This window comes from Flavobacterium sp. (genome assembly GCF_052437795.1).
Taxonomy (GTDB): Bacteria; Bacteroidota; Bacteroidia; order Flavobacteriales; family Flavobacteriaceae; genus Flavobacterium.
Map to the genome: position 1 here is coordinate 294353 of NZ_JBQVPA010000002.1, position 26125 is coordinate 320477.

Here is a 26125-nt window from a genome sequence, read left to right on the forward strand (position 1 = left end):
CAGATTAAAATTAACCATTTTGTAAGGTATTTTATCTAATAATATCTTAAAATTAACAGATTGTGTATAAAAGTGAATTATCATGCGATGAGCCCTATCCTTTTAGAATGCTCGATCGCTTCACTGCTTTCTTTAAAATAGCATACAGCTACACCCATCGACTCAATATTTTTGATAGCTTTTACCGCTTTGTCTTTTTTGTGCCTCCCGGTCTGGCGTATGTAAACCGCCTTTACAGTAATGGGGAACATCTTACAGATGTCTTCATACAAAAAAGGGTCGTGCTGGGAGTCATCCCCTAGTAGGGTATACTTAAGGTGTGGGTAAAACTCAAGGATATGCTTAATTTTGTCAAATTTATGGTTGTGGTTGCCGCGCCCTGTCACAAAAAAATCCATCAGGCTGGTCTTAATATCTTTGAGTAATAGTACAGCCCTGGGCAGTTCATGTTTTTCGGTAAACTTGACAATGAAGCTATACAGGTTCCATTCGCTGCTGGATACATAGAAAAAAGCGTTCGTCTCTTCCATGGCGTTACGTCCCGCGGTACTCAATGCTTTGTAGTGTGCCACCACATCTTCATATGTCTTTCGATTATTGATGTTCTTCCATAAGAGGATGTATAGCTTCTTGAAAGCATTACGTGTATGTGATACCAGGAACGTGTCGTCGATATCCGAGATGAAGCCGAGATTGCCTGTATAAGGGTGGATGTAACTGCCTTTTTCCCGGATCTCCTCACCCTCATGGAAAATACTCACATAATAATCCGTCCAGCCATATTCGACACTTTTTTTTAACGGTATGCAGAATTTGAAATATCCATCGTCAAACGACTTTGTGTGTATCTTCATACCTCGATGCTCAAGATACACATCAGCATTAGGGATGGTCTTGATGCGGAACATCCGTATGATGGATTTCGCGTTCTTAAATCGCTTCTTTTCAAATTCGTAATCACCTGCCGTATTTGGCCGGAATACATGCCCCAGAACTATGAGTTCCTGCTCATTGGCATAACCACGGTAAAGTTTTAAAACTGGCTTCATGAAATTTTATAAATTTGATAAGAGTTAACGAGCTTCATTTTTCTAAATTTAATAAAAAATTCAGGATGTATCCCCTAAAGAAATGTTTATTGATCGTTAATCCTATTGCAGGAGGGAATGACAAGACCGAAATTATAAATGCTTCACGCGAATTTGCCCAAAACGAGGGTGTGGAACTAATAGAATTTGAAACTACCGGCGAGGATGACGAGAACGCTATCCGCTCCCTATACAAAGAACATAGGCCGCAACGCATACTCGTAGCCGGCGGCGATGGTACCATAAAAATGGTTGCCGAGGCAGTGGAACACAATGATGTGATCATTGGAGTGCTTCCCGCGGGCTCTGCCAACGGCTTATCGGTCGACCTGGAGCTGCCAAACGATATTCAGGAGACCCTGAAGATAGCTTTCCATGGCAACGTGATGGAAATGGATATGGTATGCATAAACGATAAAAAGAGCCTTCACCTTAGCGATATTGGCGTAAATGCAGAGCTCATCCGTAATTATGAAGGCAGTAAAATTCGCGGTAAGCTGGGGTATGCGCTGCAGGCGATCAGCACTCTGACTGACCTTGACCCACCTTTTCATGTTAAGATCGAGGCCAATGGTAAAACGATAGAGACCGAAGCCCGTATGGTGGTAATGGCCAATACGCAGCGCTACGGTACCGGGGTGACTATAAATCCAGTAGGGAAAATGGACGATGGCAAATTTGAGATCGTTATCCTGAAAAGCATGGATGTTTTCCTGATCGGGAAAATAATCGCAGGGAATATACCGCTGGACAGTGAAGAGGATGTCGAGATCATCTCTACACAGCAGGCACTTATTACGACCAATGTACCGGTTTGCTTCCAGATCGATGGCGAATACTGCGGAGAAGAAGAAAGGCTTGAAGTAAGGATCCTGCACAGGCAAATGAAGGTAGCGGTTCCATAGCATTATACTCTCGCAAGTTTTCCGGTAGAGATGCAGTGACTGCGATTTATATCGGCTATTCACTTACGAAATGCATCCAATGTGTTTATACGGTAAGGTCACCTGAACGGACTCCTCTCTTTCCATTCCACTTTCGGGTCGAAATATGGGAATAGCTTTGCCATGAACGCATTCAATAAGGGGTTGGTGTGCTTTATGATGCCGTATACCTCTTCGGCTTTTGCGCCTACAGAACTCTTTATCTCCATAGCCGAACGCGCAAAGATCACGTGCTTAAAACCTTTCTTTATGGCATAGCTTACCATGTCGTAAAGCATGTTCAGATAGAGCATCTTTTCTTTTTGGACGGCATCATCATAGCCAAGGAAATAAGTATCCATGTCGCTGCCGTTCTTGATAAGCGTGTTAAAGCCTATAAGTTTCCCGTTAAGGAAGTAGCCGTAAAAAAGAAAGTCGTCCTTCAGTTCCCTTTTGAAAGATCCAAAATGGTCCTTCGGTAAATGAAACGTATTGAACGAGGCATTCCCGGCTACAGTGAGGTACAATTCGTGGATGCGGTCTTGCTGTTCAATAATTTCCTCTAAGCTCAGCTTTTTCTTTTCGATGCCTTCCGACTTCTTGCGCGCACGGTTGTATTGTGTGCGGTATTTGGTGTTCAGGTCGGCGAGGTAATCTTCAATGTTGCCCCAGTTTTCTTTTATCGAAAAGATCATGTTGGGCTGGGTACAAAACTGGTAATACCCATTAAAACCTGCCGCTTTAAAGTCGGGTAGCTCTTCGCGGTTGAAATCCTTTATTGCCAGCACATTCATGTACACGCATTTTTTGCGGTACTCGCGCGCCAGTTGCTGTAGTGATCTTCGCAACAGCGATAAAGCCGTCGTTTCGGGAACTGCATCGGTAAGCAGGTAAGCATTTTGGCCTGTCAGCGTATTGTTGCCTATGACAAGTATATGCGAAGAAAATTGTTTGAAAATATAGTCTTTTAGAGAAAAACGCCTTTTTTCTTCCACAAAAGTATTCACACGGCTCAGGTTGATGTACTGCGCCAGGGCGATGCCGCAGAGCGTACCGTCCTTAAACAGCCCGATGAAGTGGCACTCCATGTTATCCGGAGCCGATCGCTCCAGCACCGAAAGGTAGCTACGGGAAAGGAAAGCATTCTGTTCGGCTATGGTATCCCATGTAGCCGGGAGCGCTTCCGCGGAATTGAAAATGGTAAAAGAAAAGTTTTGGTCCAAAGTTGTTATTTCACAAAAGCCCCCAAAGATACTGAAACCTCCGTGAGCTGTGTTGCTTTTACATAACGATATGTTTATTCCCATGCGCAAAGTATGCCGCCCATTATTGTAAGGCAGACGATAAAATATCCGGCGTTGATCAATATGTATTTCCAGCCTTTGCCTTCAAACTGGGCATTGATCCCGATAGATGGCAGTATGATGAACAGCCCGGCCATGAAACCATGCAGCGCACCGTGCTTAAAGGTGCGGAAATTATGCGCATAGTCCGCCATGAAGGCAGTATAGGATGGTTTTACCTCGGTGAGGTCACCGCCTGTAAGCTGAAGTGCTCCGATCTGGTGGATAACCAGGGTTGGCAGTATAAACGCCAGCATGAACGAAAATATTAGGGTAAGCCCGAATACCTTGAGCATGTTGGCTTTGCGTGCGCTTTCTTCGGTAACCCCGGTTTCACGCATCCATACGGTGCCGAATACACTTTTGTGATACCAGATAAAGCCTATAGGCAGGGTTACTATCGTTGCCACAAGTATGGCCGGAAAATTCATCATGATCGCTTTGTTTTATGGTTCGTTATAACAAATGTATCAAATTTATCATAAAGCCATAAATTATTATTGTTCTGAATGCAAGTACTTTAAGAAGCTCCACAGCCGCCTGTTAGCCAAATAGTCCAGGTCTGCCTCATTGCCATATGCCTCCCGCTCAAAACTGATATTGCGGTAGGCTTTTTTTGCATCCTTGTACCGTAGACGATTGATAAGATATTCTGTTACATACCAAAGGTAAAAAGGCAGTATGAGCAGTTCGACCTGTTGTCGGAGGTGGATGCGCTCGTGGTTGATGAGTGTCTTATTATCCCTCATATTTTGGTCGTGCACAAAGATGAACGGGAATATTGCCATGGCAGCGTAGCCTTTAGGGACGAGGTATTTGGAGGTGATAATCATTTACATTAATGAAAGAAATCGGCGTCTGTCCGCAAGATCCGTGTCATCCGCCTTCCTTTTTCTATTTATTTTGAATTTAGATCAACAATAAATGTAAAGTTCCTAAATTTGCGCATATGACAGGGCAAAATTTAGGAAATAAATTAACCGAGGGTGAAGATTACTACCTTACCCCCGAAGGTTACAAGGTATTCACCGAGGCATTCCACCTTAAAAGAGGCTACTGCTGCAAGAGTGGCTGCCGCCATTGCCCTTACGGATTTGACAAACGAACAGGAACTAATAAAAAATAGTTTTCAGTCGCAGTCGCAGTTTCCAGTTTGGACTGCTGACTAAGACTGGGACTGCAAACTTAAAAAAATGACATTCCACGAACAGATACAGGAAGGCATCCCTTCCGTTTTACCACAGCCTAAGCCTTACGAAACTGACATCAACCACGCACCCAAGCGTAAGGAGATATTATCTGCTGAAGAGAAGAAACTGGCGCTCCGCAATGCATTGCGTTACTTTGAGCCGCAGCACCATGCTGAACTCGTAAAGGAATTCAGCCACGAACTGGAGACCTATGGGCGCATTTATATGTACCGCCTGCGTCCTGACTACCGAATGTATGCACGCCCTATTAGCGAGTACCCCGGCATTAGCGGGCAGGCCAAAGCCATTATGCTCATGATCCAGAATAATTTGGACTATGCCGTGGCACAGCACCCGCACGAACTGATCACCTATGGCGGCAACGGAGCGGTGTTCTCGAACTGGGCACAGTACCGCCTTACTATGAAGTACCTTAGCGAAATGACCGATGAGCAGACGCTTGTGATGTATTCGGGGCACCCAATGGGACTGTTCCCGTCGCACAGGGAAGCACCAAGGGTAGTGGTAACCAACGGAATGATGATACCCAACTACTCCAAGCCGGACGACTGGGAGAAGTTCAACGCGCTGGGTGTAACGCAATACGGGCAAATGACCGCGGGAAGCTATATGTATATCGGTCCACAAGGCATTGTGCACGGTACGACGATAACGGTGTTGAACGGCGGACGCAAAATATCCAAGAACGGTGAGGGACTGGACGGAAAGGTATTCGTAACCTCCGGCCTTGGCGGGATGAGCGGCGCGCAGCCCAAAGCAGGCAACATCGCGGGCTGCATCACTGTATGTGCCGAAGTGAACCCTAAAGCCGTACACACACGCCATTCGCAGGGGTGGGTGGATGAAGTAGTGACCGACATCAACGAACTCGTGAAGCGTGTCCGTTCGGCGAAAGCCAATAAGGAAGTAGTATCTATTGCTTACCAGGGAAACGTGGTGGACGTGTGGGAAGAATTTGATAAACAAAATATTTATATCGATCTGGGCAGTGACCAGACCTCACTGCACAACCCTTGGGCAGGCGGGTATTACCCGGTGGGGTTATCTCTGGAAGAGGCCAATACCATGATGGCTGAGAACCCGGAGCAGTTTAAGGAAAAAGTACACGCATCGCTGCGCAGGCAGGCAGATGCTATTAATAAGCATACGGCAAAAGGCACGTATTTCTTCGATTATGGGAATGCATTCCTGTTGGAAGCTTCCCGTGCCGGCGCTGATGTAATGGCGGCCAACGGCATCGACTTCAAATATCCGAGCTACGTGCAGGATATCATGGGGCCTATGTGCTTTGATTACGGCTTTGGGCCGTTCCGATGGGTGTGTGCTTCGGGCAAGCCGGAAGACCTGGCCAAGACCGATGTCATTGCCGCGAACATTCTGGAAGAAATGGCCAAAACCGCGCCTGATGAGATAAAGCAACAGATGCAGGACAATATAAAATGGATACGCGGCGCACAGGAGAATAAGCTGGTTGTAGGCTCGCAGGCTCGCATATTGTATGCCGATGCCGAAGGTCGCATTAACATTGCTCGGGCATTTAACGAAGCTATTGCAAAAGGCGAAATAGGCTACGTGATACTGGGGCGTGACCACCACGATGTGTCCGGTACCGACTCCCCGTACCGCGAGACCTCCAACATTTACGACGGCTCGCGTTTTACGGCCGACATGGCGATACATAACGTTATTGGCGACAGCTTCCGTGGGGCTACATGGGTGAGCATCCATAATGGCGGCGGCGTGGGCTGGGGCGAGGTGATCAACGGGGGCTTTGGTATGGTTCTTGATGGTTCTGCAGATGCATCAAGACGCTTAGGATCAATGCTTTTCTGGGATGTTAACAACGGTATAGCGAGGCGCAGCTGGGCCAGGAATGATGAGGCGATATTCGCTATCAAACGGGCCATGGAAGCGCAGCCGCTACTGAAGGTCACACTCCCGAATAAAGTGGACGATACCTTACTCTAAACGGTATTCATAAGAGAGGTTGATCTCAAGATCGGTGCAAATGCTATGAATAATTAACTCTCTATTTTATGAAAACAGTAAAATTGCTATCGTTGCTATTTATTACCGCGCTCACGGTGTCGTGCAGCTCGGTACGTGTTTCGTCAGATCATGACGAATCCGTGAACTTTGACCAATACAAAACATATGGTTTTCTAAAGGACGGTATCGACAAGTTGGAAGTATCCGACCTCGATAAGAAAAGGATCATGCGCGCCATTGATGCCGAGCTTCAGAAGAAAGGCCTTACCAAGAGCGAAAAGCCGGCCCTTTTAGTGAACATCTTTACCAAAGCTAATAAGCAGGTAGATGTGAACCGATGGGGCGGTTACTATGGTTGGGGCGGCGGCTGGGGTCCCGGATGGGGTTGGGGCGGACCCTGGGGCTGGGGCGGTAATTATGCCTCGGTAAGTACTTCCACCCAGGGTACGCTGTACATTGATCTTATCGATGCCGCAAAGAAAGAATTGGTATGGCAGGGCGTTGGAGATGGAGTGCTGACGCTTAAACAGGATAAGAAGCAGGAGCGCATTAATGAATTTGTTGAAGAGATTCTTGCGCAGTTCCCTCCGAAGAAAAAGTAAGGCATAATTTATTAAAAAGTAGTCCGTTATATAACGGACTACTTTTTTTGGCACGCAACCTTTAAGAAATTTCGGTATCTACCAATAAACCAACTTTACTATGAAAAAAACTTTACTATTGTTACCGCTGCTGGTGGCAGGGATAATGCAGGCGCAGATCGTGAATGTTCCGGATGCGAATTTTAAGGCTTTACTGTTATCTGCTAATCCGAATAACTACACTGCAAGGGATGCGGATAATAGCTTTATTAAAATTGACGTAAATGAGGATGGTGAAATTCAGTTGTCAGAGACTATGAATGTATATCATCTAAATGTTACTTCAGATGTAATTGCTTCGTATCAGGGAGTGCAAAGTTTTACCAATCTGGAATCATTTTATTGCGGTGGAGAGAGTCTTATGTCACTTGATATTAACGGGTTGAATAATCTGAAAAAAATAAATTGCAGCAATTCGCCACTTACTTCGGTAGAAATAGGGTCTCTAACAAATTTAGAGGATCTAGCGATTTATTCATGTAATTTAAATGCATTGAATGTTGCCGGTATGAGTAGTCTTAAAAGGATTTTTTGCGCTGAAAATTCAATAGAAGTTTTAGAGGTTTCAAATCTGCCAAACTTAGAACAATTAAACTGTAGTAGTAATTTGTTGACAGAATTGACACTATCAAACCTCCCTGCATTACGAGATTTAAATTTTAGTAATAATCCTTTAGAAACTATAGATCTTAGTCAGGTCAATAATCTATCAAGTTTGAGGGCAAATGATTGTCCATTAACTTCTCTTGATGTTACTATTGCCAACTTTCCGTTTTCTGCAACTCAGAGGCAGCAATATTACAGAACTAGACCTAAGTCAATCAGATCAAATGTTTTTACTTCATTTGGATGATAATGAATTGCTTGAATCTATAAATTTGAAAAATGGAAATATTGAGAATTCATTTGAGATTCATATTAGTGAAAGTAATACAGCTTTACAATACATATGCATCGATGAAGATGATCAAATTTACGCTGATTCTGATGTATTATTCAGTACTTACTGCACCTTTACCCCGGGCGGCGATTACAACGTTATAACAGGTTCATTGCTTTTTGATAATGACGGCAACTGCGATACGAATGGTACGGTTATCAGTAATATAAAACTCAATATCAATGATGGCACAGAGAGTGGCTCAACAATGAGTAGTACTGGTCTTTACAACTTCTTCACCCAGGCAGGAACTTACACCATTACCCCCGATCTCGAGAACGACCTGTTCACTATCAACCCTCCATCTGCCGAGGTGAGCTTTACTGCTGTAGACAGCCTCGTTACCACCCAAAACTTCTGCCTTACGCCAAACGGCGACCACCCCGACCTCGATATCGTAATTGTACCATTCGGTGCACAGCCGGGTTTCGATGCTAATTATAAAATTGTTTACCGTAATAAAGGCAACCAGACACTTTCGGGCTCAGTAGTATTTACGTATCGGGAAGATGTATTGGACTTTGTATCGGCCAATCCTCCGCAGGATGCTTCAGCTTCAGGTTCGCTAACTTGGGATTATAACGATTTGGCACCCTTTCAGCAGCGCGAGATCTTTGTAACGTTAAATGTTAACGGACCAATGGAAATACCTCCTGTCAACATTGACGACCAGCTTGGATTTACGGCAACCGTCAGCCCTGTTGCGGCAGATGAAACTCCGGGCGATAATGTTTTTGAACTCAAACAGATAGTTGTAGGCTCTTTCGATCCTAACGACATTACCTGTCTTGAGGGTGATTCGGTCCATCCGGATAGAATAGGGGAGTACTTGCACTACAATATCAACTTTGAGAATACAGGGACGGCTCCCGCCACTTTCATTGTGGTAAAGGATGTGATCGATACTACGCAGTTCGATATGGCCACCTTGCAGACGATCAATGCATCGCACCCTGTGCAGGCAACTATAACAGGTAACAAAGTAGAGTTCCGTTTTGATGATATCGATCTCGGGCCACAAGGTAAAGGCAATGTGGTTTTCAAAATAAAAACACTCAATACGCTCCAGGTTAATGACGATGTGACCCAGCAGGCCGACATTTTTTTCGATTATAACTGGCCGATAGTGACCAATGAAGCTATAACGGTATTCGAGGTATTGAGTCGTGGCGAATTTGAAAAAGATACGTCGGTAAAAGTATACCCTAACCCATCCAACGGTCTTGTGAGTATTACAGCGGCTTCAGTAATTAGATCGGTTGAACTGTATGATATGCAGGGCAGGCTGCTACAGGCACGAGCAACATTTCGCTTGATATTTCAGGCCGTGCTGCCGGGATGTATTTTGTAAAAGTTGTGACCAAAGCCGGTATTAGGGTAGAGAAGGTCATTAAAAAATAAATTTACGATCTGCGATACTAAAACAGTATTCTTCTCAGTTCTATATAGACTGTTTATTACTGTTATTAAATTATTACTTTGTTTCTGTTCTGGGCCGTGGCGTAAGCCGCGGCTTTTTTATGTTGACTATCTAACCAACCGTTTCCATTGAACGAAAATTAAATATAAACTTTATGTTTTATTGGTATTAGATGAGAAATTCGTAATTTTACGAAGTTACTAATGAAGAAACTATGAGCGCACCCATTGAGAGCAATCCTTTAATTGACAGGCTTCCGAAGCATTTGATGCAATTCATAAAACCGCAGGACTACAGCGATTACACACCAATTAACCAGGCGGTGTGGCGCTACGTGATGCGTAAAAATGTAGATTACCTCAGCAGGGTCGCGCACAGTTCCTACCTCGACGGATTGAAGAAGACAGGCATCGAGATCGATAACATCCCGAGCATGTACGGCATGAACCGCATACTGCGTGAAATTGGCTGGGCTGCCGTGGCTGTGGACGGCTTTATACCGCCCAACGCGTTCATGGAATTCCAGGCATACAATGTATTGGTTATAGCATCAGACATCCGCCAGTTGGAACACATCGAATATACCCCCGCGCCGGACATCATCCACGAGGGGGCAGGGCATGCGCCGATTATCGCCAATCCTGAATATGCCGAGTACTTAAGGCGTTTTGGTGAAATTGGCTGCAAGGCCATATCGTCGTCGCACGATTATGAGATCTATGAGGCGATACGCCTGCTTTCCATATTAAAAGAAGCAGAGGGCACACCACAGGAGGAAATTGACGCTATTGAAAAACGCGTTGATGAATTACAGAACCAGGCGGTTGAACCATCGGAAATGGCGCTCATACGCAACCTGCACTGGTGGACGGTAGAGTACGGGCTCATTGGTACTGTGGAAGATCCAAAAATATACGGCGCCGGCCTGCTTTCCTCCATCGGTGAAAGCGCATGGTGCATGACCGATAATGTAATAAAACTGCCTTATGACCTCGAAGCTGCTTACCAGGGCTTCGATATCACCAAGCCGCAGCCTCAGCTTTATGTAACGCCCGATTTTGCGTTCCTGAGCCAGGTGCTCGAGGAGTTCGCCAACAAAATGGCATTGCGTATCGGAGGGCTTTCAGGGGTACAGAAACTTATTACATCGAAAGCGCTGGGTACAGTTGAGCTAAGCACGGGCATACAGGTGTCGGGGACGTTCACCAATGTGATCGAGAATGAGGGAAAACCTGTTTACATACAAACTACCGGCAAAACGGCCTTGTCCTACCGTGATAAGGAATTGGTGGGCCATAGCGGCGACTATCATTCCGAAGGGTTTGGCAGCCCCATAGGCAAGCTGGTGGGCATCAACCTCGCCATTGAGGACATGAGCCCACGCGACCTGAAAGCATACGACATTTACGAAGGACTGAGGGCAACACTTGAGTTTGAAGGCGACATAAAAGTGAGCGGCGAGATCATTACCGGGACGCGCAACATCCAAGGCAAGATCATCATCATCAGCTTCAAGGATTGTACCGTTACCCATGGTGATACTGTGCTTTTCCAACCGGAGTGGGGCATCTATGATATGGCTGTGGGTAAAAAAGTAGTTTCGGCCTACTCAGGCCCTGCCGATGTGAGCAGCTTCGACCTGATCACACACGTGCCATCGAGTAAGACGATCAAGGCTAAAAAGTCAACCGAAAGGGAAGAATTGGAAGGCCTTTACCAAAACATCCGAAGCATAAGGGAAGGCAAGGGGCAAACGATCACAATTGCCAATACTTTTGAGAAAGTAAAGGAAAGCCACCCTAACGACTGGCTGTTGTCATTAGAGATCGCTGAGGTGCTGAATAAAATTAATGATAGCGAACTGCTGCCTGAAGTGATCGCACACCTGGATGCTGTTAAAAAGGAACGCCCCGAAGTCGCGCACCTTATCGATGGCGGCCTCGACCTCATATTTGAAAAAGAAAAAGCAATTTAGTTTTTTCCTGTATTCCTGTTATTGCGAGCATAGTTTACGGAGCGCGGCGATCGTCCTTGCCGGACATACGACCGGAGGAAAGATAGCTTCGTCGTTCCTCCCCGCAATGACAAGGACCTAAAAAATCCCGTCATTCAGTTTTTGATCATCCATTTGCTGTCCGTTGTACTTTAGTGTCCATCCCATCGAATTGGTCAGTATGAGGATCTTTCCTAACTCGCTTATCAGGCGGTTTTGCGCATTGCTTTTCAGTGATGACCTTTCGATCTTCTTTGTAATGCTTTCCTTAGCCTGTTTGCTGATCTTGTTGTAGTCATCCCCGCTAAACTCGTTGAAGCCATTCTGCTCTACATCATAATATTTCAGTTCAGGACTTATCTTTATTTCTTCCTTGGGGATATTTACGATAGTGATCGTTTTTGCTGCCTCGTCAACATCATATTTAATTTGGCTAAGGTCGTAACCTACGGTTACCTCGGCATTCACTATTACAATGGCTTTTTTCTCGGCATCAAACAGGTTCAGGAACCCTTTTTTTGTGTTCTTGTAAGTAAGGACCTCACTGAAATGCCCTTCCGTTACTACCAGCTTGCTGACATTCCTAAGCTGTTCCTGTATCAGGGCGCTCTCCTCGATCACGGTCGTGCCGCTATCATCCTTAAATCCGCAATATTTGAACAACAGGATGATCACCCCAACCGCAATGATACCCAAAAGTGCCTTCCTTACCATCTTTTTATTTTAAAGTTAGTAAGAATTGTAAGGCAGGGATGTTATAATTAGCTTAAAGTTGACTGCAGGGATGATCACCGAAGACAGAAGATAGGTTAAATGAAAGCCGTAAACCGTAAACCAAATAAGGATATTGCTCTTCGCCTGCTTCACCACCCTCGGTCTTAGAACGCACCCGGAGAGAATAGGTTATCGGCAATAGTGACAGGCCCACGAATAATACGAACTGAATTTTAGCAATTGTTTTCATAATGATCAGAAGTTAAATTTGTTTATCCAAAATTCTGATCTATGATTAAGGCGATCGATAAGGCAACTGACTTATTTTTTAATCCCCAAAACAGATCTCAAATCACAAAAAAGCTCCGGCCCCAAACCTCGGTCCTTTGACTAAATGATATTATTATGCCTTGCCTTTTCAACAGCCTCCATTTTGTTGTGTACCTGTAGCTTTGAGTATATGTTCTCGATATGCTTGCGTACTGTGCCGGTAGAGATGAACAGATTAGTCGCTATCTGATTGTAATTTAGGCCTTTGCTTAGCTGTTCCAGTACTTCGGTTTCGCGGATGGTAAGCGCAACATTGATAGACGATGCCGGTGTACGGTTCTCAATGGGGTTGCGCAGCAGTTTTAAGGCCTTTAAAGCTATGGATGGTGTCATGGCTGCGCCGCCTTCCATGGTTTCGACGATGCCCTTGTGCAATTCGCCCGACTTCACATCCTTAAGCAGGTAACCGTCCGCGCCTGCTTTTATGGAGTCGAATATGCGCTCGTCATTGTCAAAGATCGTCAGCATGATGATCTTTATGTGCGGGTACTTGGCCTTTACGGCAAATGTAGCCTCAATGCCGTTCATTTTGGGCATCTCGATATCCATGATGATAAGGTCGATGTTGGGGTTGGCATCCAGTTTTTCCAACAGTTCTTTTCCGTTCAGGGCTGTGAACCGGCACGCCAGATCATCATAAAAAGATAATTTTTCTTTGACGGCCTTCTGCAGGAAAGTGTTGTCTTCGGCTATTGCTATTCGTATCATGCTATTGTGTTAGGCGTTGTCTTTTTTGTCCGGGAGAATGGCCGTGATCGTGGTGCCCTTGCCGGGAGCAGATGCCAGATCAAAGCTTCCGCCAATGTCCTCAACGCGTTTCTCCATATTCAGCAGTCCATTTCCGGGGTCGGTCCCGTTCAGGTCAAAACCTTTCCCGTTGTCAGTTATAGTGATCTTTATGGCCTCGTCCTCGTGGGTAATGTCGATCGCTACTACGCTGGCTCCGGAATGCTTTATTGCGTTGTTCACGGCCTCCTGTATAGTGCGGTAAATGTTCATGCCTTCCAATGATGAAAGTGTTGCCTGCTCCAGGCTTTCGGCAACGGTAAAGGTAAACGCCACATCTTCTTTTGCCTGTTGCGCCTTATCGATAAAATTGAATATCCGTACCCGCAGCTGTTCGAAGGATATGTCCTTATTGTTCATAGCCCATATCGTGTCGCGCAGTTCCAGTATGGTATCGCGGGTAAAGGCAGAGATATTGTTGAGCCTGCCCGCAATGGCCGGATCCTCTATAGTATATGCTTCGTTGATATTATCTACAGATGATATGATGAAGGTAAGCTGAGAGCCGATGTTGTCGTGCAGGTCCTTCGATATTTCAAGGCGCTGGCGCTGCAGCCTGTTCCTGGTCTCTATTTCTTTTAGGGCCTCCTTCAGGGTAAACTCTTGTTTTAGCTGCATGTTCTTCAGCTTTTGCTGCCTGTAGATAAGGTAGCTTACAATGAGCGAGAATATAACTACTATCGAAAGTATGATGATGAGCGTATTGCGCTTCCGGGCCTCGGCTTCTTTCAGTAAAAGCTCCTTTTCCTTTTTCTCGGTCTGGTATTTCTTCTCAAGTTCCATGGCCTCGCCCAGTACGCGGTCCTCCACCTTTACCCCCATGGCATCCTTATATTTTTGTAAATGGTAGTCGGCACTGTCCTGCATTCCCAGCGAGCCATATATCGGCACCAGGTCCAGGTGGAGCCTTTCGGTCTCACGACGATCCATTTTTTTCATTTCATCCAATGCCTTCAGGTAGTACCCTTTGGCCTTTTCATCCTGGTCCAGTTTTTTATATGAGATACCCAGGCCGTTGTTTATTTTGGCAATGTCATAGTTGGACTTGACCTTTTTAGCGATCTCAAGGCTTTTTTCGAACATGGGGATCGCTTCCTTTGGCTTTTCCATGGCATTGTATAAAAAGCCAAGGTTCATGTAAATGGTCGACAGCACTGTAGGGTCGCCCTGTGTGGTTGCTATCGCCAGTGCCTCCTGATAATAATTTTGTGCTTCAGGCAACCGTTTTTGGACCTTGTTAAGGTTACCCAGGTTGATGAGCACCATGGCCAGCGGTATCTTTTGTCCAGAAGCTTTCCTGTACGTGGCTACTTCCTTGTACAACATTTCGGCCTGTGTGTAGTTTTCCATTTTTTCATACAGCAGGCCTATGTTATTCTTCAGCATGTCCACCTTTTTGTGGTCTTTTACAGATTCAAAATACCTAAGCGCGTGCGTGTAATTTGCCATGGCGCTGTCGCGTTGCCCAATGCGTTCGTATATCACGCCAAGGTTGCTCATTGTTCCCGCCACGCCCGGTACGTCTTTTAATTTTTTGCGCAATTTTAGGCAGGCGAGGTAGTTTTCGTAGGAATCGTCCATGGCCCCTTTGTTCAGGTAAACGGCACCAAGGTCGCTGTGTACCTGCGCTATGAGTTTATCATTATTTTGCCCTTTGGCAAGGGCCAATGCCTTTTTGCCGTAAGCAAGTGCAGAATCTATGGAAACATTGGCATAATACCATGTAAGGTCGCTGTACACAACTGCTTTCCGCTCGGGAGTTATGGGGCGTGATAGCTCTGCCTTGAGCGTATCGATCATTTTTTTTGGATTTTGGGCATGCAGGTGGATGCCCGTGATAAAAAACAGGAGTGTGAGTATTTTTTTTACCATGATCCAAAATTTGAATAAATATAGTTAATAAATGAACAATCGGTAGGTTCAGTCTTTTTTTTCAGCTACCTGTTCCAGGAACTCGCGCATAAGCTCTTCAATGTCGGTAAGGAGGCGGGTTTTCACACGCTTCATCTTTTGCTCCAGATCGCCCGAAATTTCTGCCTCCATAGCCTGCGACCGGTTAATGGCTATTACATCCTGTATCATGCCATGCAATAGTTCCATGTTCTTGCGGTGTTGGGTTATCGAGTTCCGTGCCCTGACAATGATAGCCGCAATAAGGACGAGCAGGGCTGCGTTAAGGAGTATGAGGAAAGCCATGGTTTATGGGATTAAATGAGAAAAGAAATACGGCCGTAGCCGTATTTCGTAAGCAACCAACACAAATTGAAAAAAATACTATGATCTTTTAGTTGGCATAAATGCCCCTGAATTTTCCTTGTGTCACGGTTTTGCTTTGCGAGCAGTCGTCATCGCTCTTGCCTGTAAAAGTGAATGTGCCTTCGATCTTTTCAGCGCTGTAATGCGTTACTTTCAGTTCGCCCTCTGCTCCGGCACAATCTGCACTGCTGGCAAATGCTGTCTCTGTAGCTGTATCAAAAAATGCAACTGCATTTTCGGAAGCAGGGCCTACGTCATAGGTCCCTGTGGCGGTAATTCCCATAAGTGTGATCACCATGGTGTTGGTATTGCCGCTTGTAGCTGTTATGGTGATAAAAGTGTCATCGCCAATAACCTGCTTTGTTGCCGATGCTGCATTGAAGCCCTGTTGTGACAAAGTTTCAAAAGTCGACCCGCCTACTTTCGCGCTGATGTAGGTTCCGCTTGGTGTATTTCCGCCCGTGTTCCCGTCGCTGTCGTCGCTGCAAGAAGTTAGTAGGGTAGTTGCTGCGATAAGTACCATTACTGTTTTGTAGATTGTTTTCATAGTTTTAAAAGATAAATGATTATGTGATTTTTATTTTACAAAGGTTTACAATTGGCGTATGCCGTTCAATACGAAGAGTTGCGTATATTTTAAATTTTAATGTACGTATACGTCAAGCACATTCTCGTCATTGTTCTCAAAAGGAGCGGATACAGTAGCTTCAGTAAGGTTAAAAATGTACGATCTTGACCTGGCATATCCTTCTCCGGTAACGGTCAATACTCCTCTGTTGGAATCTGAGGCCATGGCAACGCGATAGGAGATCCATCCCCCCGAAAGGCCACTAACAATGGTCATGTCTGATGAAGTTTTAGTATCCATGCTTATTATGCGGACCTTGATCTCGTTGCCGTCTGCATATGGTATTACTGCAAGTTTACTGTCGGTAGTAAATACACCATGGCCTACGGCATATTCTCCGATCCCATCAAACATTTCATTGTGGTATAGGCTTCCTGCGCCATTGTCGCCTGTGCGGTCTATTATTTGAACGCGTGGGCCATTGGCAGCAGCAACAGGGTCTAGCAGCAAATAAGCCAGGTCACCTGTAATGTCGGCGGCATCATACTGTCCGGGCAGGGTTTGCAGCCCGGTCCCGTCGGTATTTACAATTTGCAGCTTTCGGGTAGCGTCGGGCCAGTAGGTTTCTTCTACAAAAAATATCTTATTGCCGCTGAGGTATCTTATCGCCCCAAAAGACACATTCGTGTTGTCGGCGGTATATATCGCGTTATCGCCGGCCCCGTCGATCGCTGCTACACGAATTTGGCGGGTGCTCACCACATCAGGAGAGAACGACAGCGTTTGATAGTCGCCATACGCGATCTTGTCGCCCTCCGGGCTAATAGCGAGCCCGCTGAAATAGCTGCTGGAGTTTTGCAGGCGGTCGAGTACGATAGCAGGATTGGCACCGTTCCCGTCCATGGTAATTACCTTTGCGGTATCTATGGCTACAAGTACAAGTTCGCAGGGTTCATTCGGCCCGGGACCCGGATCGGTGGGGTCGTCGCTACTGCATGAGGCCAGAAGCCCGGCAGTGACGCATAAAAATGCAGGAAGGATCTTAGTGAGTTTCATAATTATCGGGTTTGAAGTTTACATTGCAAAGATGTAAAGCTTGCAAAGCCAATTCAATACGAAACTATACGTATATTTTAAAACCGTATATGCGGATGCTGCTGCTGTAAAGCGGTGATCTTATCATTTAGCTTCGATAAGAAATCCCTGTGTTGCGCCGAATCGGCGTTGAACGGGCGATGCTGCAAACCCTTTTGTATATTGTCGGCCAGCTTCATGGTAGCCAGTGCTTCGGGGGTAATGAAAGCATCGGAAAAGCGTTCCCAAATGTAGCTGATGGCTATCTCATTGGGATGTATCATGTCTTCCGCATAAAAGCGGTAATCGCGCAGTTCATCCATCATTATTTCGTAGGAAGGAAAATAAGTGGTTGCCGGTTGATGGTTGTTAGTTGTCAGTATTTGCTGGAGGGCTGTGATGAGGTTGGCCTTGCTCCACTGGTTTTGTGTAAAGCCATCCTTTATGTGGCGCACCGGCGATACGGTAAAGATGATGTGTGCCTCCGGGTTAGCAACTTTTACCAAAGCGATGATGTTTTGCAGGCTTTGGCATATGGCATCGACAGAAAGTAGTTCTTTAGTAAATTCCTTTTGTGGTACTTTGTGGCAGTTGGCAACAAGCTCACCGTTTGCATTGCTGCGGTATACCCATGCCGTGCCCAGCGTAATGATAAGGTGCGATGCGGTTTTTATTTCGGCATTAGCCAATGTGGCAGCGCTGTTGAGGTTTTGAAGCAAAATATCCTTGTAGGGATGGCTGAGGTCAGAATGTGCGTCGAAGCAGTGCCAGCGTTCGTTATGGAAAAAAATATCACCTTCGGTAAACGTTTTCCCGTTTACAGCGAAGGCGATGAATTTTTCAAGGGCAAGCGGGTGGAACAGTATTCCAAACGGGTTGGTGGTATTCGTGAATTTAAAATAGTCCAGCTTTTGCCCTATGTTTACCGCAAAACACGAACCCAACGACACCACCCTGCTATTGTAATCGATAGGATAACTGCTTTTTTGGATGGGTATTTGGGTTGTGAACTGCATTGTCTATTCGTAATAGTATTGCGTGGTATAAACCGAACCGCCAATGTTCTGCTCGGCTTTCACAGGGTAATTGGCAGCATTGTAAGTGTAGGTATAGGTGTAGGGCTCCCCGTCACCGGTGTAGGAAAGGATGTTATTTGGCCCGCCCTGGCGTAGTTCCATATTCATGACATCTATGGCAAATGTGTTCTTAGTAGGGCTGTTCTTAGTATCATACGTGTATGTGTTCTCAGAATTAAAAACGGTATATGCTACAATGTTCCCATTTTCAAACTGATACGATCCATTGCTGACAAGTTCAAGGTTATTCTCCATTCCAGAGAAAAGCTCAAACGATACTGTTCCGTTCGTGTTGTAAGTGAATTCCGTTCTTTGGATATAAGTGGTGTTTTCCCAGGCATTGAATATCGAAGTAGTCGTTGAAGACAGTTTACCCTGTGTATCATAAGCAAATATAGTCCTTGTCGTAACTTCCCCGTCTTCCTGACGCTCCATCTTGATCAGCCTATCGGTAGAATAGGTGTAATTTATAGATAAATAGGTTTCCTCTTCATTACCCACAGTTATTTTCGTAAGCCTGTTGCCATCATAGTCATATCTGAATATGTTGGAAAAGCCGTCATCGCTTGTTACCACTATCTTCTTTAGCAATACAGTGTCATTATTTGAGGCATCATCATCACCTGAACATGATGTCATTAATATTAGGATGACGGATGCCAGTGCAAAAAACTTTTTCATACTATGAGTTTGTCGTTATTTTATGCAATGATAGCAAAAAGCAATGATGTTTTAAAAAAAATACGCCCCGGTCAGGAGGCGTATTGATTTTTCTAAATGTTACTCGTAAATGTATTGGATGTTTATGGTTTCGGTACCCCAATTTTGAGAAACGGTCACGGGGTAGTTGTCAGCATTGTAAGTATACGTAGCCGTATACCCTTCGCTAAATTCCTCGCTGTTGTAGGCCGTGATGTTGTTCACGCCGCCTTCCTGCCATGACAGGTTAAGCATTGCTACGCCTGTAATGTTCTTTTCAGGGCTGTTCTTAGTGTCATAGCTGTAGGTAGATGTGTTGGAGTCAGTAACATATTGCGTGATGTTTCCGCCCAAAACAGTTACAACGCCATCCTGAACGTGGTCCGTTTGCGAGGTGTGGTTGCCGGTGGTTTTTACCGTAGTTATCGTGTTGTTGTCATTGTAGGTAAATACGGTTTTGTCAGCCCATGGTTCCTGTTCGTCAAAAACATATTCGATAACCGATGTAAGCCTGCCCTGTGCGTCGTAAGTCATTACATTTCGTTGGGAAAGCTCGTTCTCTTCTATATATTCGATCTTGGTCACGTTGTCACCAGTGTAGGTAAAGTTGGTCTTAGCGCCATCACTGTGGTGTATGCTCGATATCTTGGTGCCGTTGTAGTGGAATGTAGAGGTAAGCGTGCTTCCGTCCTCATACGTTTCTATTGCCTTCTTTATCAATACCACATCGGTATTGTTGTTGTTTGAAGAACTATCGTCATCAGAACATGATGTCATCATGAACAGCGCAATGGCTGCCGCAGCAAAGATCTTTTTCATTTGGTAATTGATTTGTTAAGTGAGTTATAATTTCTGCAATATTAACAATTAAGGCAGGTAAATATTGCATCGTTCCATAAAAGAAAATGCCATTTCGCAAATAGTTTTGGAAATGGCATTTTGAGGACCTGTTTCAGGATTAATAAAAATACTGAATGTTGTATACTGTACCGTTTGTGTCGGTATGTACAGCCGTTACAGGATAATCTTTATTATTGTACGTGTAGTTGGTAAGGGTGTTAGCGGTTTGCCCATTAACAGATACCAGCGATGAGGTAATGTTATTAAAGCCACCTTCAAATTGCGAAAGCAGCAGGAACCCGTAACCAAAAGCTTCCTTGAGCGGCGCGTTCTTGAAATCGAAAGAATAGTTAACTACTTTATTGCCTGCGCTTCCCTCAAATTTTACGATATTGCCGTTGCTGGCAAGTGTCATCGTACCGGTCTGTATCTCTTCGTCCTGGCTGCTATCGTCGCCTTTTAGCTGTACGAGATCCACTTTGTTGCCATTGTAGGAGTAATTGGTGCGTACGGCATAATTGTTCGCCGGGTTCGCCAGGTCATATACATAGTCTACATGCGCGCCAAATATCCCGCTGTTGTCATACAGGAATGTTTCTTTCCTGATCAGTCCACCATCTTTATAATGCCTTATCTCGGTTAGGAAGTTGCCCTGGTATGCAAAATTTTCAACTGTGCCGTCGTTGTGGTTTATGGCAGTTATCTTATTCTCCTCATAGGTGTAGGTAGATATGGATTCGCTGCCGTCGGGCGCGGTTTCAATGGTTTTTTTAAGAAGGATAACGTCATTTTCACCCGGAGGGTTGCCCACACCCGATGGCCCGTCATCCGAGCATGATGCCAACAGCCCTAAGGCCATAAGTACAAATACGATCTTTTTCATAGCTTTATTTTAAATTCAACCAAAGGTATGAAAAGTTTAAAAGGCGAAAGTCAATAAAGTTGAAAGTTCGAAAATCGCAACTAATGTAAAAAATTAAAGCGGCAGGAATAACAAACCTGCTATCCTGACGCTTTAAGACTTTAAGACTTTTGACTTTAAGACTAATGCATTACTTCACAAACTCCACAGCCGCGCCCAGTGCTTCATTAATGCCTTCAGGGTTCTTGCCGCCTGCCGTTGCGAAGAAAGGCTGCCCGCCGCCGCCGCCCTGTATGTATTTGCCCAGTTCGCGTACCACCTGCCCGGCATTGAGGCCTTTGTCAGCCACAAGCTCTTTGGAGATGTAGCACGTCAGCATGGGTTTGCCATCGGTTACGGTAGCCAGTACAAGGAACAGGTTCGTGCCGAGGCTGCCCAGTTCGTACGCAAGGTCCTTAGCGCTATTAGCATCAAGACCCACCTGTTTGGCAAGGAACTGTATGCCGTTGATGTCCTGCAATTCATTGGCCAGGTCGCCCTTCAGGTTTTTAGCCTTGTCGCGAAGCAGTGCCTCCAGTTGTTTTTTCAGCTTTGTGTTTTCATCCTGCAACGATACCACTGCTTTCAGGGTATCCTGCGGGTTTTTCAATGCATTGTTTATTTCTTCAAGCGCTTTTTCCTGCTTTGCGAAGTGATCTTTCACGGCTTCGTTGGTTATAGCCTCAATTCGGCGTATGCCTGCCGCAACCGCGCCTTCGCTCACGATCTTAAAGTACCATATGTCGGCTGTGTTCTTCACGTGGATGCCCCCGCAAAGTTCCATGCTCTCGCCAAATTTAATTGCACGTACATTGTCGCCATATTTCTCACCGAATAACGCCATGGCGCCTTCTTCCACCGCCTGTTTGAACGGGATGCTCCGGCGTTCGATAAGCGGCAGGTGCTCCTGTATGCGGGCGTTCACGAAGTCCTCCACCTGCTGCAGTTCCTCATCGGTCACTTTGGCAAAGTGCGAAAAGTCGAAGCGCAGGTAGTTCGGGCTTACCAACGAGCCTTTCTGTTCCACGTGCGTACCCAATATTGTCCTTAGTGCCTGGTGGAGCAGGTGGGTAGCCGAGTGGTTACTCGCCGAATCGTCACGCAGCTTTTCGTTCACCTTGGCGGTAAACGAAGCATTCACATTTTCAGGAAGCTTTTTGGCGATATGCAATATCAGGTTGTTCTCTTTCTTGGTGTCGATGATATCGATGGTCTCATTGGCAGTAGCCAAAGTGCCTTTGTCGCCTACCTGTCCGCCGCCCTCCGGGTAGAAAGGCGTGTTATCCAAAACGATCTGGTACAGTACGCCGTCTTTCTTGGAATCCACTTTGCGGTAGCGGGTTATTTTTACTTCATTCTGTGTCTGGTCGTAGCCTACAAAGGTTTCCACGTTGCCATCAACAAGCAGTACCCAGTCGTCCGTAGCTACTTCCGATGCGGCACGTGAACGGTCTTTCTGTTTTTTAAGTTCTGCATCAAAGTCAGCCTCATTATAAGTCATGCCTTTTTCCTTGAGGATAAGTGCGGTAAGGTCTTTCGGGAAACCAAAGGTGTCGTAAAGTTCAAATGCCTTTGCACCCGAAACCTCCTCGCCTTCCGTTTGTGCGATAACATTATCCAAAAGCTGTAGCCCCTGGTCAAGCGTACGCAGGAACGAAGCCTCTTCCTCACGGATAACATTCGTAACAAGCCCTTGCTGGTTCTTTATCTCCGGGAAGAATTCGCCCATTTGGTTGGCCAGTATAGCGACAAGCTCATTGATAAATGGCTCTTTCTTGTCAAGGAATGTAAAGCCGTAACGTATCGCCCTCCTCAATATCCTGCGGATCACATAACCCGCACCACCATTGCTTGGCAGCTGTCCGTCGGCAATGGCAAAAGCCACGGCTCGCACGTGGTCGGCAATAACGCGGATGGCAATGTTGATCTTCTCTTCGGCATCATTGGCAGCCTTAGAATTATATTTTGCACCCGTTAGGGCCTCAATTTTTTCGATAAGCGGGGTAAATACGTCGGTATCGTAGTTGCTCGTCACGTTTTGCAATACCATGCACAGGCGCTCGAAGCCCATACCGGTATCCACGTGCTGTGCAGGGAGTTTTTCCAGTGAGCCATCGGCTTTGCGGTTGAACTCCATGAATACATTGTTCCATATCTCCACAACCTGCGGGTGGTCATTGTTCACAAGGTCTTTACCCGGTACTTCCGCCTTTTCGGCAGACGAACGGATGTCAACGTGGATCTCCGAGCACGGCCCGCACGGCCCCTGATCGCCCATTTCCCAAAAGTTATCCTTCTTGTTGCCCAGCAGGATACGGTCCTCCGCGATAAGCGATTTCCAGATATCATAAGCCTCCTGGTCGAATGGTACATTCTCTTCAGGGCTGCCCTCGAACACGCTCACATACAGGATATCCTTAGGTATTTTGTATACTTCTGTCAGCAGTTCCCACGCCCAGTGTATCGCTTCTTTTTTAAAGTAATCGCCAAAGCTCCAGTTGCCCAGCATTTCGAACATGGTGTGGTGGTACGTGTCAAAGCCCACATCCTCAAGGTCATTGTGCTTGCCACTTACGCGAAGGCATTTCTGGGTATCGGCAATACGCTTGCTCTTCGGTATCGCATTGCCCAAAAAGTACTCTTTGAACTGTGCCATGCCTGAGTTGTTGAACATCAGGGTTGGGTCGTCCTTGGTCACTATAGGCGCCGATGGCACGATGAGGTGGCCTTTGCTTTCAAAAAAATCTAGGAACTGCTTCCTTATTTCGCGGGATTTCATATTTTGAGATGCTATTTATTTTACCATTTATATTATAAAGCCACTATTGCTTTTTTTAACCACATAGATACATAGCTAACTTGGTGGCAGAGAACTAAAATATTCATTTACATACGTTTTTTGGCCTTCCCTGAAAATGTTAGAACAATTAAAGTTTATTAGTATCCCTTTTGGGGCTTTCAATAGTTTCATATAGGTAAGAAGCTGCGCTTCGAAGGCGGGCGTAAATTCCTGTACGGTTTTTAATTCAAGAACGATCAGGTTTTCCACAAAAAGGTCGCATCGAAAATCTAATTCAAGGAGTTTTTCTTTGTAATAAACCGGAAGCCGCATCTCTGTGAAAAAATTTATTTTTCTATGCTGCAACTCTTCTTTAAGGCATTGATGATATACGCTTTCCAACAATCCTCGCCCCATAATTTTATGTACTTCAATTGCAGCCCCGATTATCTCATAGGTTAATTCATCCAGATATTTTTTCGTGACCAAGCTCATCTATGTGCCTATGTGGTTAAACATTTATCGCTCTTAAATTAAAAAGGATTCTGTGAAGTCGTAACATTTACTATATTTGTTCGTTTCACTGTACTTTACAGGGCATTTTCCGTAAGGTGCAAAAATAGAATAATTTAAGACATGGCGAAGGTAAAATATTACTTTGATACCGAAAACCTGGCCTACCGCAAGATCAAGACCAAGCTTAGTAAAAAGATAGGCGTAGTGCTGCTTTTCCTCACGGCGGCGGCACTCTTCGGGTTCCTGTGCTTTGTTGCGCTCCTCAATACGCCTTACTTCGAAACGCCGAAGGACAGGCTGCAGGCGCGTGAGATCGAGAACATGCAGATACGCTACGATATACTCAATCGTAAAATGGATGAGGTGGAAGAGGTATTGGCCAATGTAGAGGACCGGGACAATAACATTTACCGTACCTATTTCAACACGACCCCTATTCCCGAAGAACAGCGCAAGGCAGGCTTTGGCGGGGTGAACCGTTATAAGGACCTGGAGGGTTATAACAACTCCGACCTTGTGATCAATACTACCAAAAGGCTGGATATTATTTCGAAAGAGCTTGTGGTCCAGTCCAGATCATTGGAGGAGATAGCCAGGCTGGCTAAAGACAAAGAGAAACTGTTGGCCTCGATACCTGCCATTCAGCCGGTAAAGAATGAAGACCTGCGCATGATGGCCTCGGGCTTTGGTTATCGAAGCGACCCATTTACCAAGATACGCAAGTTCCACGCGGGGATGGACTTTTCCGCACGTACAGGCACGCCTATTTTTGCCACAGGCGACGGGGTAGTGGTAGTGGCCGACAACAAGATGTCGGGCTACGGCAACCGCATCGTGATACGCCACGGCTTTGGGTATGAAACGCTGTATGGCCACATGAGCAAGTTCAAAGCAAAGGCCGGGCAAAAGGTAAAGCGTGGCGACATTATAGGCTATGTGGGCAGCACCGGCCGAAGCGAGGCGCCCCACCTGCATTACGAAGTGCATAAGAACGGCGAGGTGATCAATCCGGTAAATTTCTATTACGGAAATATTTCTGCCAAAGAATACATTTTAATTTCTAAATTAGCTAACCAGGAAAACCAATCGTTAGACTAATGCATTTAGACCTTCCCGAAAAACGGTATTACAGCATAGGCGAGCTCGCAAAGGCTTTCGACGTCAATGCATCGCTCATCCGCTTTTGGGATAAGGAGTTCGATATCCTGAAACCAAAGAAGAACGCAAAGGGCAACCGCATGTTCACGCCCGAGGATGTGAAGAACCTCCAGCTTATTTACCATTTGGTGAAGGAACGCGGCTTTACGCTCGATGGCGCACGCGTACACCTGAAGGAAGGCCAGAAAAAAACCATGGATAAGTACGATATTATCCGTAAACTTGAAATAATTAAAACAAACCTTATAAATTTAAAAAATGAGCTCTAGTACAGTAAAAAGCGGCAGGCCCGGATGGGTATTGCCTGCGATCATCATCGGTATCCTTGCCGTTATTATTTTCATTTGGTCGGCCAATATTAAAAACGGGGCACTCGAAAAAAGCCAGGGCGTTTCAAAATCCTGGGGCGATGTGAACACATCTTACCAAAGGCGTAACGACCTTATCGGCAACCTTGTTAAGACAGTTGAAGGTGCGGCCAATTTTGAGAAAAGCACCTTAGTAGAGGTTACTCAGGCAAGGGCAGCAGCTACGCAGGTAAAAGTTGACCCGAGCAACATCACGCCTGAAAAGCTGGCCGAATTCAACCAGGCCCAGGCAGGAGTGTCTTCTGCGCTTTCAAGGCTATTGGTGTCGGTTGAGGCATATCCTACGCTGCAAACTAACCAAAACTTCCTGAAACTGCAGGATGAACTGGCTTCGACCGAAAATGAGATACGCACCGCAAGGACACGCTACAATGAAAAAGTAGAAGTGTACAATAATTATGTGCTGCGTTTCCCGAACTCCATGTTCCTGGGCAATTATAAAGAGAAGCCTTACTTTGAGGCAGTGGCAGGTGCCGAAAAGCCTAAAGAGGTAGAATTTAATATCAAATAAT

General features: G+C 45.6%; 27 protein-coding genes. 11 read left to right on the top strand and 16 right to left on the bottom strand.

What is annotated here, in order from left to right; translation table 11 throughout:
• Window positions 1–80: 80 nt before the first annotated feature.
• Window positions 81–1049, bottom strand: a complete 969-nt coding sequence (locus ACT6R0_RS08010; protein WP_444652813.1) for an App1 family protein — start codon at window positions 1047–1049, stop codon at window positions 81–83.
• A gap of 89 nt (window positions 1050–1138) precedes the next feature.
• Here ACT6R0_RS08010 and ACT6R0_RS08015 point away from each other — a divergent pair, with 89 nt between their 5' ends.
• Complete coding sequence (locus tag ACT6R0_RS08015) at window positions 1139–1993, top strand: diacylglycerol/lipid kinase family protein (RefSeq protein ID WP_444652812.1); 855 nt, start codon at window positions 1139–1141, stop codon at window positions 1991–1993.
• A 98-nt stretch (window positions 1994–2091) separates the two neighbouring features.
• Here the strand turns inward: ACT6R0_RS08015 and ACT6R0_RS08020 are convergent, their stop codons facing one another.
• From ACT6R0_RS08020 to ACT6R0_RS08030, 3 genes are all read right to left on the bottom strand, one after another.
• On the bottom strand, window positions 2092–3234 hold the full coding sequence (locus ACT6R0_RS08020) for a GNAT family N-acetyltransferase (RefSeq protein ID WP_444652810.1): 1143 nt from the start codon (window positions 3232–3234) through the stop codon (window positions 2092–2094).
• Window positions 3235–3308: 74 nt separating this feature from the next.
• Window positions 3309–3788: a DUF1761 domain-containing protein gene (locus ACT6R0_RS08025; RefSeq protein ID WP_444652808.1), complete on the bottom strand. Its 480-nt coding sequence runs from the start codon at window positions 3786–3788 to the stop codon at window positions 3309–3311.
• A 63-nt stretch (window positions 3789–3851) separates the two neighbouring features.
• On the bottom strand, window positions 3852–4187 hold the full coding sequence (locus tag ACT6R0_RS08030; RefSeq protein ID WP_444652807.1) for a hypothetical protein: 336 nt from the start codon (window positions 4185–4187) through the stop codon (window positions 3852–3854).
• 116 nt (window positions 4188–4303) lie between these two features.
• Here ACT6R0_RS08030 and ACT6R0_RS08035 point away from each other — a divergent pair, with 116 nt between their 5' ends.
• The 7 genes from ACT6R0_RS08035 to ACT6R0_RS08065 all read left to right on the top strand — a co-directional run bounded on the left by ACT6R0_RS08035 (window position 4304) and on the right by ACT6R0_RS08065 (window position 11530).
• Window positions 4304–4480 carry a DUF5522 domain-containing protein gene (locus tag ACT6R0_RS08035; protein WP_444652805.1) on the top strand — a complete coding sequence of 59 codons (177 nt, stop codon included), beginning with the start codon at window positions 4304–4306 and terminating at the stop codon, window positions 4478–4480.
• A 67-nt stretch (window positions 4481–4547) separates the two neighbouring features.
• Entirely contained in the window at window positions 4548–6533 is a 1986-nt protein-coding gene (locus tag ACT6R0_RS08040) for a urocanate hydratase (RefSeq protein WP_444652803.1), read from the top strand.
• A gap of 68 nt (window positions 6534–6601) precedes the next feature.
• Window positions 6602–7156, top strand: coding sequence for a DUF4136 domain-containing protein (locus ACT6R0_RS08045; RefSeq protein WP_444652802.1), 555 nt, complete (start codon window positions 6602–6604; stop codon window positions 7154–7156).
• 100 nt (window positions 7157–7256) lie between these two features.
• The gene (locus tag ACT6R0_RS08050; RefSeq protein ID WP_444652800.1) at window positions 7257–8048 is read left to right on the top strand and encodes a leucine-rich repeat domain-containing protein; all 792 of its coding nucleotides are present in this window, start codon (window positions 7257–7259) and stop codon (window positions 8046–8048) included.
• Window positions 8026–9486 (top strand): T9SS type A sorting domain-containing protein, encoded by a 1461-nt coding sequence (locus ACT6R0_RS08055; protein ID WP_444652799.1) that lies wholly within the window; start codon window positions 8026–8028, stop codon window positions 9484–9486. The genes ACT6R0_RS08050 and ACT6R0_RS08055 overlap by 23 nt, the downstream gene beginning before the upstream one ends.
• Entirely contained in the window at window positions 9474–9536 is a 63-nt protein-coding gene (locus ACT6R0_RS08060) for a hypothetical protein (protein WP_444653184.1), read from the top strand. The genes ACT6R0_RS08055 and ACT6R0_RS08060 overlap by 13 nt, the downstream gene beginning before the upstream one ends.
• A 233-nt stretch (window positions 9537–9769) precedes the next feature.
• Window positions 9770–11530 (top strand): aromatic amino acid hydroxylase, encoded by a 1761-nt coding sequence (locus tag ACT6R0_RS08065; protein WP_444652797.1) that lies wholly within the window; start codon window positions 9770–9772, stop codon window positions 11528–11530.
• Window positions 11531–11647: 117 nt separating this feature from the next.
• On the opposite strand, the gene ACT6R0_RS08070 is transcribed toward ACT6R0_RS08065, so the two are convergent.
• From ACT6R0_RS08070 to ACT6R0_RS08125, 12 genes are all read right to left on the bottom strand, one after another.
• Window positions 11648–12262, bottom strand: coding sequence for a DUF4230 domain-containing protein (locus ACT6R0_RS08070; RefSeq protein ID WP_444652795.1), 615 nt, complete (start codon window positions 12260–12262; stop codon window positions 11648–11650).
• A 390-nt stretch (window positions 12263–12652) separates the two neighbouring features.
• Window positions 12653–13300: a response regulator gene (locus ACT6R0_RS08075; RefSeq protein WP_444652794.1), complete on the bottom strand. Its 648-nt coding sequence runs from the start codon at window positions 13298–13300 to the stop codon at window positions 12653–12655.
• 9 nt (window positions 13301–13309) lie between these two features.
• On the bottom strand, window positions 13310–15250 hold the full coding sequence (locus tag ACT6R0_RS08080) for a tetratricopeptide repeat-containing sensor histidine kinase (protein ID WP_444652793.1): 1941 nt from the start codon (window positions 15248–15250) through the stop codon (window positions 13310–13312).
• Between the two features lie 48 nt (window positions 15251–15298).
• Window positions 15299–15574, bottom strand: a complete 276-nt coding sequence (locus ACT6R0_RS08085) for a hypothetical protein (RefSeq protein WP_444652792.1) — start codon at window positions 15572–15574, stop codon at window positions 15299–15301.
• A gap of 88 nt (window positions 15575–15662) precedes the next feature.
• On the bottom strand, window positions 15663–16181 hold the full coding sequence (locus ACT6R0_RS08090) for a DUF6252 family protein (protein WP_444652790.1): 519 nt from the start codon (window positions 16179–16181) through the stop codon (window positions 15663–15665).
• Window positions 16182–16277: 96 nt separating this feature from the next.
• Window positions 16278–17258 carry a hypothetical protein gene (locus tag ACT6R0_RS08095; protein ID WP_444652788.1) on the bottom strand — a complete coding sequence of 327 codons (981 nt, stop codon included), beginning with the start codon at window positions 17256–17258 and terminating at the stop codon, window positions 16278–16280.
• 77 nt (window positions 17259–17335) lie between these two features.
• Window positions 17336–18292, bottom strand: coding sequence for a GSCFA domain-containing protein (locus ACT6R0_RS08100; protein ID WP_444652787.1), 957 nt, complete (start codon window positions 18290–18292; stop codon window positions 17336–17338).
• 3 nt (window positions 18293–18295) lie between these two features.
• A complete protein-coding gene (locus tag ACT6R0_RS08105) occupies window positions 18296–19033 on the bottom strand; it encodes a hypothetical protein (protein ID WP_444652786.1) in 738 nt (245 codons plus the stop codon).
• A gap of 99 nt (window positions 19034–19132) precedes the next feature.
• Window positions 19133–19870, bottom strand: a complete 738-nt coding sequence (locus tag ACT6R0_RS08110; protein ID WP_444652784.1) for a hypothetical protein — start codon at window positions 19868–19870, stop codon at window positions 19133–19135.
• Between the two features lie 139 nt (window positions 19871–20009).
• Window positions 20010–20774, bottom strand: a complete 765-nt coding sequence (locus tag ACT6R0_RS08115) for a hypothetical protein (protein ID WP_444652783.1) — start codon at window positions 20772–20774, stop codon at window positions 20010–20012.
• Between the two features lie 169 nt (window positions 20775–20943).
• Complete coding sequence (alaS, locus tag ACT6R0_RS08120; protein WP_444652782.1) at window positions 20944–23571, bottom strand: alanine--tRNA ligase; 2628 nt, start codon at window positions 23569–23571, stop codon at window positions 20944–20946.
• A gap of 75 nt (window positions 23572–23646) precedes the next feature.
• Window positions 23647–24066, bottom strand: coding sequence for a GxxExxY protein (locus tag ACT6R0_RS08125; RefSeq protein ID WP_444652780.1), 420 nt, complete (start codon window positions 24064–24066; stop codon window positions 23647–23649).
• 141 nt (window positions 24067–24207) lie between these two features.
• Between ACT6R0_RS08125 and ACT6R0_RS08130 the strand changes: the two genes are divergently transcribed.
• Genes ACT6R0_RS08130 through ACT6R0_RS08140 form a run of 3 tightly spaced genes read left to right on the top strand, consistent with a single transcriptional unit; the run spans window position 24208 to window position 26124 of the window.
• The gene (locus ACT6R0_RS08130; RefSeq protein WP_444652779.1) at window positions 24208–25185 is read left to right on the top strand and encodes a M23 family metallopeptidase; all 978 of its coding nucleotides are present in this window, start codon (window positions 24208–24210) and stop codon (window positions 25183–25185) included.
• Window positions 25185–25514, top strand: coding sequence for a MerR family transcriptional regulator (locus tag ACT6R0_RS08135; RefSeq protein WP_444652777.1), 330 nt, complete (start codon window positions 25185–25187; stop codon window positions 25512–25514). Before ACT6R0_RS08130 ends, ACT6R0_RS08135 begins: the two co-directional genes overlap by 1 nt.
• Window positions 25504–26124 carry a LemA family protein gene (locus tag ACT6R0_RS08140; protein WP_444652775.1) on the top strand — a complete coding sequence of 207 codons (621 nt, stop codon included), beginning with the start codon at window positions 25504–25506 and terminating at the stop codon, window positions 26122–26124. Before ACT6R0_RS08135 ends, ACT6R0_RS08140 begins: the two co-directional genes overlap by 11 nt.
• Window position 26125: the final 1 nt, after the last annotated feature.